Here is a 9,843-nt window from a genome sequence, read left to right as displayed (position 1 = left end):
GTTAATCGAGCAGCCGAATTTCGTGCAGATGTCCTCGAATGTGAGTTCCTCGTCTTGGTTTGCCTCGAAGAACTCGCGCACGCGAGACTGCAGGCTGTTGGGGATGCGGGTTCTCATGTTGTCTCCCTGTGAGGCCAGTTCCACAGCGGCATCCCGGACACTCCGGCGCCGTCAACGAACTGTTGTGATTGCTTGTCGAACCAGAGGCCGATCCGGCCTTCCCATTCGCCGTTGCGTTGCTTGTCGCAGATGAGCAGGGCGTCTGGCTCGGAGTCGGAAACCATCTTTCCGGCCTGGCGCTCTCGCTCCTTTTTCTTGTTCCGCCACACAAGCAAAAGGTTGTCGATCTGGTCGGTGATCGAGCCAGAGCCCTTCACGTCGGTCTTGTCAGGGGTGTCTTCCTCGCTGCTCAACTTGCGGATGTGGTGCACGAGGTGGATATGGACATTGCAATCACGGGCGAGCGAGGTGAGTTCGTCGAGGAATGCCTTCTGGCCGTTGAAGTCGTCTTCACCTCGAACGCACTTCATGAGGCTGTCGATGAACAGATGTGTGATGCCGAGTTCTTTGGCGCAGTACCGGGCCACGGAAATCATGGTGTCGGCGTTGACAGTGCCTTGCTGGTCGTACAGCCACAACTTGCCGTCCGTCCAGTCGCCGAATTGGCCGTACAAGTCCTCGAATGAGCGCAGCGCCGCCTCGGCGTCGAGCCATTCCGCGCCGGGGTCTTCCCTGCCCCACTGCCGGGCCATGCGCTCCAGGGTCCGCTTTGGCTTCATCTCGAACGAGGCAATGCACACCCGCTCGCCCTGCGACATGAGGGAAAGCGCCGCCATGCCGGTCATCAGGCTCTTGCCGTGGCCGTTGACGCCACCCCAGAGCGTCACCTCGCCGGGGCGGAACTGCACGAGGCTGTGCGTCTTCTCCCAGGGCAGGTAGCAGCGCGGTTCGGTCTTCTGGTTGCGCAGGCCCGCCAGCAGTTCGGCCATGTAGACCGATGCCGGCTTGACCTTCTGCGCGGTCTCGGTCTCCCGCAGGTAGGCCCCGAAGTCGATGTCATCGGCGTAGATCACTTCGGCCATGTGAGCACTCCATCGGTGTCGGTCATGCGGATAACCTCTGGGTTGCCGTCACCGAACGTGGTGACGGTGGTGATGACGCGCTTGGCTTTGGCTGTCTGGCAAGCGGTTGCGACCGCATCGACCCGTGCCTGCTCGTGGCCGTCCACCATGACCTTGAGCCCCACCACACACCGAAGGTCGAGCGAGGCGAGCGAGTCCTTGGCCTCGACCCGCAACTTGGCCATCGTTGGCGTCATTTCTGGCCAGTCCTTGTCGGCCTGCCACAAGGCGTCGTTCGTCTCGATGAACACCACGCTCGGGGCGTAGCCGTTCTTGCGCATGGCCAGGAGTTGTTCGTGGCCGCGCATCAGACGACCCCCTCGAACGCCTCAGCCTTGACGGGCCGCGCCCCTCGCCCAGAGTCTTGGTCTTTGCCAAGCCACTGCACGATGAACGACTCCGCCCCTCGACGGGTCTTCCTCCGGGAAGGGTTGGCGATGCACCAGACCCGGATTGCCTGCAGTTTCTGCAGGACATCGACCGCAGGGAATGCCGCGCTCCACTCAGCGGCTTTCGAAGGTTCAACGTCGAACTCAGAGCCGTCGATCAGAGGAATCTGAGCAACGGGAGGCGGAGCCAACGGGAGGTCTTCCGCGTCATCGACGCGACTCTCTCCTTCCTTTCCCTTCCCTTCCCTTCCTACCTGTGCGTCACTGTCGCGTGAGTGACGCGTGCCGACGCGTGGCTGACGCGTCAATTTCTCGGATGGATCAGGCAATTGAGTCTTCGTCTCGCGCGGGTTGATGTGCTGATGCGCAAGGAACGCAGGGATATGTGCGTAGCCGCTGCCGTAGAGCACAACCAAGCCGGCCGCTAGGACTTCCTGGCACAGCGCGTCGATGTCGCAGTTGTCTCCGGGGAAGTACCTCATCTTGAAGGTCTTCGGCTTCCACACGAGTCGGCCTTCTCGATCTGCCTCGCACCAAAGCGCGATGTACAGAAGACGCGCCATTGCAGACAGCCCCACGATGTCTTCGCTGGTGAAGAACTCGGGCTTGATCGTGCGGATGCGGGCCACTGTCAGCCCCCGCGCACCGTATAGGAGGCTTTCTTGGTCGGTGTCATTCGTGATCCTTTAGGGGAAATTAGTTGTGGGCCGCTATCGACAAGGCCGCTCGCAGCAGCGCACGCTCAATCGCATACGTCGTGCTCGCCGCCGCTTGGCGCACCAGCATGCGCACGGCGGTATCGAGGGCTTCGCGGCTGGCCTCGGCGCGCAGCGCGGTGATGTCGGCGTCCGTCATCATCTTCATGCGACGCTCCTGAGCGACGCGGCGGGCTGCAGCAGACGCTCGATGCGGTCCTGCCGGCGCTGGCTCTCGCGGTGCGCTTCGAGGTTCTGGCGCAGCAGTTCGGCGAGTTCGTCCTTCGGCTCGATGGGCGCCGGCTGGGCGTAACTGAGTTCGTGGGAGAGTTGCTGCATCCCGGCGTGGCAGCCCTTGTCGCGCGCTAGGCGCAACAAAAGCATCAATTCGTTGGGGCTGAGTTTTTCGTTTCGCTCCGGGTTCAAGCAAGCGAGCAGATGGCGCTGCGCGGCCTCCACCCCCTTTGTCGGCCACAAGGCCACACCGGCAGACTTGCTGCCGCCGCAGGCCCTGACGCACTCGATCAATGCGTCGTTGATTGATTCGTAAGGCACGAACGCCTCCTCGGTTGCCTCTCGCTGCATCCTGTCTCTCCCAATTTCGATGGAGGCGCCGATGCTTTGCCGGCCCCTTCCAAACGCTTCCACATTGTTTGGATGCCTGTGCGAGAGACGGCAGCCACACTGAGTCCATGAACAAAGTCACGGAAGAACGAAAAACAGCGAACCTGCTGGAGCAGTTCGCCTTGTTGCTCAACTTGCTGGAGCCAGAGGCCGTCGAGCCCGCGGCCTTGCCGGATGACTTCGAGCACACGCAGCCGGCGTACTTCATCGGCATCGACATCGAGGTGGGCAATGCCTGACCACGCATGGGCGCAGTACGCGGTGTGCCGTCTGGTGGAGCGCATGGCGCTGCTGCTGGCACTCGGGGTGAGGCTGTGACCGGCTGGGCCGTCACATGGCCGGCGGTGTACTGGCATGGCTTAGGCGGCCTGTTCGGCAGGCTCTGTGCTGCTCGCCGTAGGCATCTCGCGCTCGCCCAGCTCCACCGATGCAAAGAAGTCGATCAGCGGCTGCACGGTCTGTACACCGGGGTTCTCTCGATCCCCATACACGATCTTGCGTGGCAGCGTCTTTGCGACGCCCGCCGCAACCGCGATGGGCTCCCACCTGGGCGGCCCGGCCTCCCGCAACTTACGTTTGAGGTAGTCAATGATCGTTTCCATGACTGATCGTATCCCGTATTTGGGTTGTATGAAAGCCCATATATGGAACTCGGGTATCGACACACTCCCTGATATGGGAGAAAGCACACGCCGCACGCTCGCCGTGAATTTGGGCCGGCTCATGGACGAGTCCGAGGCGCTCAAGACGATCAAGCAACTCAGCGCTCAGACGGGCGTGAGTACCGGAACGATTGACCGCATTCGACGGGGTCAGGTGTCTGTTGGCGTTGACAACCTCGACGCCATTGCTGCGGCGTTCGGGCTTGAGCCGTGGCAGATGCTTGTTCCGGGGATCAAGGCGAACGAGAAACTCAAGCCTGGCGTTGGACTCAGCGAAGAGTCCGTTCGAGTAGCTGCGTCCTACGAGAACATGACAGCCGTTGAGCGGGAGCGCTTGCGCTTGCTGATGCTTGTTGCGCATGACGGAGCGACCGCCAGCAACATCAGGCCAACTCTAGGCCGCGAACTCTCCCCTGATCGGTCGCAGCCAAGCGGCGATTGGCTTGGTGGCATGTCTAACTTCGGCGAGCTCGATGAGGCGAAGCAGACCAAGAAGGGCGCTAAAGGTGGCAAATCATGAAGCCGCCCTACGTTCTGGTCCCTGACAACGTCTCCACCGACATGGTGGAGTGCCTGGAAACCCTGCTGGAGCATGCCCGCAAGGGCGAGTTGATCGGCTTGGCCTTCGCCGGCCTGCTCAAACGTCGCGGCTACATCGTGAATACTGCCGGCGAGCTACACCGAAACCCGACGTTCGCGCGAGGCATCGTGGCAGCATTGGACGATCAACTCAGCGGCAGAGTCCGAGGCGGGAGTTCGTAAAAAACAAAGGGGGCTATCCACATGGCAATAGTGAGCTGCGCCGAGTGCAGTGAATGCGTCAGCAACAAGGCAAAAGCTTGCCCAAAGTGCGGCGCACGCGTACCCCGCACGAAATGGTGGTTATGGATACCGCTCACCTTGATAGTTGCCTTCTTCTCTATTGGTTTGATGGTCCCAGAGAATGTCGCCAAAGGCCGGGAGTTAAGGAAGGTATGCGAACAGATGTACGCCCGTGGCGTGGTCGCTTCAATCCACGAATGCGATCAGATGTACGAAGATGTCAAGAGGCGGGGTAAACAGTGACCCCCGGCAACCGGCCTAACAAGCCCGCTTCGGCGGGCTTTTTTACGCCCAATTGAGAACAATAACCACACTGCGCGACTGCATTATCCCGTTTATGGGTTGACAGCATCCCGAATGTGGGCTGACACTCCATCCCATCGAACAACGCCGCCCGCTCACCGAGCACCGCGGCACCGATGGGGTTAGACGGACATGAACACCTTTCTTGCGATCTGCGCGGCCGCCCTTGTCGCCGCAGTGTTGTGGCCGATTGCCGCACTTGCTGTGGATTCGGCAATGGCGCTGGCCCGTGCGCTCGGGGGTGCCGCATGAGCACCGCGGCCCAGATGGGAGCAGAGATGAACAGAAACACCCAGCTTTCGTACTACGGCCTCCGTCACCCGTTGCCGCGCGCCGGCCAGGATGTCGAACTCGACCTCTCGACCCGGTATAGCTATGACGGGTCGGGTGATTGGTCGAACCAGGTGGCAACTTTTGTCGTCTCGACCGGCGCCTGCCGCGTGCAGACCTACCTGACGCCGCAGGCGCTGCGCGAGGTGGCGGCCGCGATGGTGGCTGCGGCCGATGTGCTCGAAAAGCGCGCCGCCGCTAAGGCGACCGAAGTGGATGTCGCATGAGCGCGGCCACCCTCATCCGCGCCGCCCGCAAGGCGACTGCTCGCCAGTACTTAGCCGAGCCCGAACGCCTCACCGGCTTCGATCCGTTCGACGCCATCGAGCCCACCCAGCGCGCCATCGAACTCATTCGCAGCGCGCCGGACCTGACCGACGAGCAGGCGCAGGGTTTGGCTGGTGCGCTGGCCTACTGCCTCGAACGGATGGACAAGTCGGGCCGCTACGCCGCCCTTGACGCCGCGCTGCAGAAGCTCGACGAGTTGCACGAACTGCTCGGTGCGGTGCATGCCCTCGACGCGACGGACTACGCGGAACTCGACGCGGACATGGCGGCTGATCTGCGCGGGAGGTCGGCATGAGCGCTTCCGCAACCCCCATCGGCCGGCGCATCGTCGCGGATTTCGTGGGCGATTTCGATTGGCACGCCAAATTCGAGCATCACGAAATCGGCGATCCGGTTGGATTCGGCCCGACGCGCCAGTCAGCAATCAACGACTTGATAGCCAAGCTGGGAGACCGCCAATGAACGCCCTTCACGACTTCGGCAACACCCTCCCCGGTGTGTACGACACCGACCACGAGTGCCTGTCGCTCACCACGCGCCGGGTCACGGTGATGGATCGGCCTGCGGATCGACAGCGCGCCAGGGTCAACAAGCCTTTCGCCTGCGGCATGGCCGTCTATCTCGCGGCCTACGTGGCAGCGGCCTTGTGGGTGTTTGCATGATGGCCGGCCGTGAGGTTCCAGCGTGCCTGTGCAACGCCTGCGATTGCGGGCGCACACCCTGCCCCTCGCCAGAGGCTTGCGTGCTGCCGGAGAACGATGCCACCCCGTTCTTTCGTGGGCAGGACGGCATCGTGGCGCTGGGCAGCGTTGCTGCGGCGGTGTTCGTGGTGGTGATGGAGATCGGCTGCTGGATGCCGGGGTGTGCGACATGAGCCCCGCCATCGGTGACAACTTGATCGCATGGCTGGCGAACGGTCAGCGAGGCGTCAGCAGCGACACGATCGTTCAGCACCTCACCAGCATCGTTTGCCTTACGGACGAGGAACCAGCCCACCCGCACGATCCAGACGACCTGGACCGCTGTCTCATTCTGCTGGACAGGGTTCCGCTCTTGAAGCTCCAACTTCACGGGATGAGAACCTGCTCGCCCGTGTGGGATGCGCTGATAGACCGCTGGGACGAGATCGAGGCCAGCCACCTTGATGAAGTCGGCCTCGGGTGGACGAAAGGCCATAGAGCGCCCCGAACCTTCGCACTGATGCGCGAAGTAATCGTCGCGGCACAGAAGAGGAGCGTCGCATGAGCGCCTACCACCGCGACCGGGACGAGTTGACATTGCGCTACGCCCGCACGCTGCGCGAGGCCGAGCGCAACCAATACGACTGGATGTACTGCGCGCACAAGGCCAAGCCGTTCAACCCCTGGCCCTGGCTGTGTGCTGCTGCAGTGATTGCGCTGCTGTGGGTGGCTGCATGAACACCGAAGACCGCGAACTGCTGGAGCTGGCCGCGAAGGCTGTGGACGTGGAAGTCTGGACGGACATTGATGGGGACTACTACTCGCAAGGTTTAGGCATAGACGAGGTGACATGGAATCCCCTCGCCGACGAATGGAACCCGCTCGCCCACGACGGGGACGCGCTGCGGCTGGCGGTGAAGCTCGGCATGGAGCTTGACCTGTCCGGCTCAGTGATCTGCGCCAATGTCGGCGACTTTGGTCTACGCGAGCCGATCGGAGACGACCCCGGAGCCGCGACGCGCCGCGCAATCGTCCGCGCCGCTGCTGCATTAGGGGCCGGCAAATGAACACCCTGCGCGACCACCTCACCGCCATCCGCAAGGCATGGCACGCCGCGCTGGATGCGCACCACAGGTCGCTGTACGCCGCGCGCAAGCGACGGAAGAACGGGCCGCCGAAGGAGATTCTGTGATACGCGAATTCCTGACCGTTTACCGGCTTTACCGACAACACCACTCACCCCTGTACGCCCTGCGCATGGCGAGAGACATCGCGCTGCGTGGGCTGCCTTTCTAACCAAGGAGACCGAACATGGAAATCCGCAAAGCGGTGCGCAAGAAAGCCAAGCTCCGGCTCGGCCTCGTCGCCGCCAGTGGCGCAGGCAAGACCTACTCCGCCCTGCAACTCGCCTTCGGCCTGGGCGGCAAGGTCGGCATGGTCGATACCGAGCACGGATCGGGCGACCTCTACGCCCACCTCGGCGATTACGACATCATCAACATCGAAGCGCCCTACACGGTGCAGAAGTACCGCGAGGCGATGGCCGCTTTCGAGAGCGCCGGCTACAGCGTCATCGTGATCGACAGCCTGAGTCACGCATGGGCCGGCGACGGCGGCCTGCTCGACAAGCAAGGCAAGATCGCCGACAGCGGCCGAGGCAACAGCTACACCGCCTGGCGCAGCATCACGCCGGAGCACAACGGCCTGATCGACGCGATGCTGCAGAGCCCGTGCCACGTCATCGCCACGATGCGCGCAAAGGTCGAGTACGTCATCGAGAAGAACGACAAGGGCAAAGACACGCCCCGCAAGGTCGGCATGGCGCCGGTGCAGCGCGAGGGGATGGACTACGAGTTCACCGTCGTTCTCGACATCGATGCGCAACACATCGCCAGCGCCAGCAAGGACCGAACCGGGCTGTTCGACGGGCAGTATTTCAAGATCACCCAGGCGACCGGCAAGACGCTGACCGACTGGCTCGAATCCGGCGCTGACGGCGCAACGCTGATCTTGCAGGAACTCACGGCCGCAACCGAAGTCGGCACGGATGCCTTGATCGCCGCTTACGGACGGCTCAAGACGCAGCCTGGTTTCAAGGCTGTGTGGGCCAGCGAGGGGGATGCACTCAAGGCGGCGGCAGCGCTCAATGACGAGCCGCAAAAGGAGGCTGCATGACAGCGCTCTTTGTTATCGCGCAGGAGTACCGCGCAGCGGCCGAGACGCTGGCCGACCTCGACCTCGATGACCAGACCATCGCCGACACGCTCGAAGGCATGGCCGGCGACCTCGAAGTGAAGTCCGAAGCTGTGGCGCTGTTTGTGCACGGCCTCGATGCAATGGCGCAAGCCGTGAAGGCGCGCGAGGGTGAACTGCGCCAGCGGCGTGACTCCATCGAGCGCCGGGCCGAGAGTTTGCGCGAGTACCTGAGCCGCACGCTGAAAGCCTGCGGAATCTCGAAGATCGAGCGCCCCGGCGTCGTCATCGGTTTTCGCAAGTCCTCGGCGGTCGTCATCAACGAGCCGGGGCTGATCCCCGTGGAGTACATGCGCCAGCCCGAGATGCCGCCGCCCAGCGCCGACAAGAAGGCAATCGCCGACGCCATCAAGGCCGGCAAGGACGTGCCCGGCGCGCACATCGAAGAACGCAAAAGCCTCTCCATCAAATAAAAGGAATCGAAATGGCATCAGTCAACAAAATGATCGTGCTTGGCAACTTGGGCCGCGACCCGGAGAGCCGATCTTTCCCGGACGGCGGGATGATCTGCAACGTCACCATTGCGACCTCGCGCACCTGGAAGGACAAGGCGACCGGCGACAAGATGGAGGAAACCGAGTGGCACCGCGTGGTGTTCAACGGCAAGCTCGCCGAGATCGCCAGCCAGTACCTGCGCAAAGGCAAGCCGGTCTACGTCGAAGGGCGCCTCAAGACGCGCAAGTGGACCGACAAGGATGGGGTGGAGAAGTACACCACGGAGATCGTTGCCGAGCAGATGCAATTGCTGGGCGGGCGGGACGAGGAAGCGCCGCGGCAGCAGGCTCCTGCGGCACGGCCACAGCGTGAGACGGCACGCAGCCTGGGAGCGCCCTTTACACAGGCATCGCGCGGCGCCAATGGCTTCGATGACATGGAAGACGATTCAATCCCTTTCATCTCCGCATCCGAATCCTTTGACATGGCCCCGGCAGGCGCTCGCAAGATGCGTCGCTACCACTACTGAGGCCGACATGGAGAAGCGCTGCTTCAAGTGCTTGTGCATCAAGCCATTGGTCGAGTTCTACGCCCAGGCCAAGATGGCCGACGGTCACATGAATAAGTGCAAGAACTGCACAAAGGCCGACGTAATAAAGCATCGGCGGGCCAACTTGGAACGGGTCCGCGCTTACGACCGTCTGCGCGGTTCAATGCCGCACAGGGTGGCCGCTCGCAAGGCGTACTCCAAGACGGCCGAAGGACTTGTTGCTCACGCACGAGCGCGGCGCGTATCTGCCATTCGCTTTCCAGAGCGGCATCAAGCGCGCATTGCGCTTGGTAATGCCGTGCGAGATGGCCGCATAAAGCCATGGCCCGCATGCGCCATTGCAGACTGCGAACACAAACCGGAAGGCCACCATCCCGACTACAGCCGCCCGCTTGATGTCGTGTGGCTCTGCAACGAGCACCACCGGGCGGCCCACGAGGTAACGGCCGCATGAACACCCCCACCGCCCAGCAGTTATCCGGCGCGCTGATCGCTGATCCGATATGGCCCGTGCGCAAAGAGGCAGCCGCGATGCTGCTCGCGCAGGCCGCAGAGATCGAGCGGCTGCAGAAGTGCCTGCGCTGGCAGGACGACAGGGACGGCCGCATTGGCACGCACGGGCCGGGGTGCCACACATGGGGGCCGAATCACTATGACTGCGCCGTGCGCGAGGTTGATCGGCTCACGAAAG

23 protein-coding genes are annotated in these 9,843 nt (G+C 62.7%); 17 read left to right on the top strand and 6 right to left on the bottom strand.

What is annotated here, in order from left to right:
* Positions 1-113: 113 nt before the first annotated feature.
* The 5 genes from H0W38_RS08955 to H0W38_RS08935 all read right to left on the bottom strand — a co-directional run bounded on the left by H0W38_RS08955 (position 114) and on the right by H0W38_RS08935 (position 2,760).
* Complete coding sequence (locus H0W38_RS08955; protein WP_292453002.1) at positions 114-1,082, bottom strand: DnaB-like helicase C-terminal domain-containing protein; 969 nt, start codon at positions 1,080-1,082, stop codon at positions 114-116.
* Positions 1,070-1,429 carry a hypothetical protein gene (locus H0W38_RS08950; RefSeq protein WP_292453001.1) on the bottom strand — a complete coding sequence of 120 codons (360 nt, stop codon included), beginning with the start codon at positions 1,427-1,429 and terminating at the stop codon, positions 1,070-1,072. Before H0W38_RS08950 ends, H0W38_RS08955 begins: the two co-directional genes overlap by 13 nt.
* Positions 1,429-2,139, bottom strand: coding sequence for a hypothetical protein (locus H0W38_RS08945; RefSeq protein ID WP_292453000.1), 711 nt, complete (start codon positions 2,137-2,139; stop codon positions 1,429-1,431). Before H0W38_RS08945 ends, H0W38_RS08950 begins: the two co-directional genes overlap by 1 nt.
* A gap of 67 nt (positions 2,140-2,206) precedes the next feature.
* The gene (locus H0W38_RS08940) at positions 2,207-2,374 is read right to left on the bottom strand and encodes a hypothetical protein (RefSeq protein WP_292452999.1); all 168 of its coding nucleotides are present in this window, start codon (positions 2,372-2,374) and stop codon (positions 2,207-2,209) included.
* Positions 2,371-2,760 (bottom strand): hypothetical protein, encoded by a 390-nt coding sequence (locus tag H0W38_RS08935; protein WP_292452998.1) that lies wholly within the window; start codon positions 2,758-2,760, stop codon positions 2,371-2,373. Before H0W38_RS08935 ends, H0W38_RS08940 begins: the two co-directional genes overlap by 4 nt.
* Positions 2,761-2,897: 137 nt before the next feature.
* On the opposite strand from H0W38_RS08935, the gene H0W38_RS08930 reads away from it, so the two are divergent.
* A complete protein-coding gene (locus H0W38_RS08930; protein ID WP_292452997.1) occupies positions 2,898-3,068 on the top strand; it encodes a hypothetical protein in 171 nt (56 codons plus the stop codon).
* A 120-nt stretch (positions 3,069-3,188) separates the two neighbouring features.
* Here H0W38_RS08930 and H0W38_RS08925 read toward each other — a convergent pair whose 3' ends face one another.
* Complete coding sequence (locus H0W38_RS08925; RefSeq protein ID WP_292452996.1) at positions 3,189-3,431, bottom strand: hypothetical protein; 243 nt, start codon at positions 3,429-3,431, stop codon at positions 3,189-3,191.
* Here H0W38_RS08925 and H0W38_RS08920 point away from each other — a divergent pair.
* The 16 genes from H0W38_RS08920 to H0W38_RS08845 form a co-directional block, all read left to right on the top strand.
* A complete protein-coding gene (locus tag H0W38_RS08920) occupies positions 3,430-4,011 on the top strand; it encodes a helix-turn-helix transcriptional regulator (RefSeq protein WP_292452995.1) in 582 nt (193 codons plus the stop codon). The two genes, H0W38_RS08925 and H0W38_RS08920, sit on opposite strands and share 2 nt — an antisense overlap.
* Entirely contained in the window at positions 4,008-4,253 is a 246-nt protein-coding gene (locus H0W38_RS08915; RefSeq protein WP_292452994.1) for a hypothetical protein, read from the top strand. The genes H0W38_RS08920 and H0W38_RS08915 overlap by 4 nt, the downstream gene beginning before the upstream one ends.
* A gap of 611 nt (positions 4,254-4,864) precedes the next feature.
* Entirely contained in the window at positions 4,865-5,173 is a 309-nt protein-coding gene (locus tag H0W38_RS08910; protein WP_292452993.1) for a hypothetical protein, read from the top strand.
* Positions 5,170-5,529 carry a hypothetical protein gene (locus H0W38_RS08905; RefSeq protein WP_292452992.1) on the top strand — a complete coding sequence of 120 codons (360 nt, stop codon included), beginning with the start codon at positions 5,170-5,172 and terminating at the stop codon, positions 5,527-5,529. The genes H0W38_RS08910 and H0W38_RS08905 overlap by 4 nt, the downstream gene beginning before the upstream one ends.
* The gene (locus tag H0W38_RS08900) at positions 5,526-5,696 is read left to right on the top strand and encodes a hypothetical protein (protein WP_292452991.1); all 171 of its coding nucleotides are present in this window, start codon (positions 5,526-5,528) and stop codon (positions 5,694-5,696) included. The genes H0W38_RS08905 and H0W38_RS08900 overlap by 4 nt, the downstream gene beginning before the upstream one ends.
* Complete coding sequence (locus H0W38_RS08895) at positions 5,693-5,896, top strand: hypothetical protein (protein WP_292452990.1); 204 nt, start codon at positions 5,693-5,695, stop codon at positions 5,894-5,896. Before H0W38_RS08900 ends, H0W38_RS08895 begins: the two co-directional genes overlap by 4 nt.
* A gap of 80 nt (positions 5,897-5,976) precedes the next feature.
* Complete coding sequence (locus H0W38_RS08890; protein ID WP_292452989.1) at positions 5,977-6,108, top strand: hypothetical protein; 132 nt, start codon at positions 5,977-5,979, stop codon at positions 6,106-6,108.
* Complete coding sequence (locus tag H0W38_RS08885; protein WP_292452988.1) at positions 6,105-6,479, top strand: hypothetical protein; 375 nt, start codon at positions 6,105-6,107, stop codon at positions 6,477-6,479. Before H0W38_RS08890 ends, H0W38_RS08885 begins: the two co-directional genes overlap by 4 nt.
* Complete coding sequence (locus H0W38_RS08880) at positions 6,476-6,652, top strand: hypothetical protein (protein WP_292452987.1); 177 nt, start codon at positions 6,476-6,478, stop codon at positions 6,650-6,652. Before H0W38_RS08885 ends, H0W38_RS08880 begins: the two co-directional genes overlap by 4 nt.
* The gene (locus H0W38_RS08875; RefSeq protein WP_292452986.1) at positions 6,649-6,981 is read left to right on the top strand and encodes a hypothetical protein; all 333 of its coding nucleotides are present in this window, start codon (positions 6,649-6,651) and stop codon (positions 6,979-6,981) included. The genes H0W38_RS08880 and H0W38_RS08875 overlap by 4 nt, the downstream gene beginning before the upstream one ends.
* Positions 6,978-7,106: a hypothetical protein gene (locus H0W38_RS08870; protein WP_292452985.1), complete on the top strand. Its 129-nt coding sequence runs from the start codon at positions 6,978-6,980 to the stop codon at positions 7,104-7,106. Before H0W38_RS08875 ends, H0W38_RS08870 begins: the two co-directional genes overlap by 4 nt.
* Positions 7,107-7,225: 119 nt before the next feature.
* Positions 7,226-8,089 (top strand): ATP-binding protein, encoded by an 864-nt coding sequence (locus H0W38_RS08865; protein WP_292452984.1) that lies wholly within the window; start codon positions 7,226-7,228, stop codon positions 8,087-8,089.
* Positions 8,086-8,580 carry a siphovirus Gp157 family protein gene (locus tag H0W38_RS08860; protein ID WP_292452983.1) on the top strand — a complete coding sequence of 165 codons (495 nt, stop codon included), beginning with the start codon at positions 8,086-8,088 and terminating at the stop codon, positions 8,578-8,580. Before H0W38_RS08865 ends, H0W38_RS08860 begins: the two co-directional genes overlap by 4 nt.
* 11 nt (positions 8,581-8,591) lie before the next feature.
* Complete coding sequence (ssb, locus tag H0W38_RS08855; protein WP_292452982.1) at positions 8,592-9,131, top strand: single-stranded DNA-binding protein; 540 nt, start codon at positions 8,592-8,594, stop codon at positions 9,129-9,131.
* Positions 9,132-9,138: 7 nt separating this feature from the next.
* The gene (locus H0W38_RS08850) at positions 9,139-9,606 is read left to right on the top strand and encodes a hypothetical protein (RefSeq protein ID WP_292452981.1); all 468 of its coding nucleotides are present in this window, start codon (positions 9,139-9,141) and stop codon (positions 9,604-9,606) included.
* On the top strand, positions 9,603-9,843 hold a 241-nt coding region (locus H0W38_RS08845), incomplete at its 3' end, for a hypothetical protein (RefSeq protein ID WP_292452980.1). The genes H0W38_RS08850 and H0W38_RS08845, both read left to right, overlap by 4 nt.

Origin of the sequence: Methylibium sp., assembly GCF_013817365.1 — a bacterium.
GTDB lineage: Bacteria > Pseudomonadota > Gammaproteobacteria > Burkholderiales > Burkholderiaceae_C > Methylibium.
The sequence above is the reverse complement of the archived record's forward strand: the minus strand, read 5'-3'. Positions and strand labels throughout refer to the sequence as shown.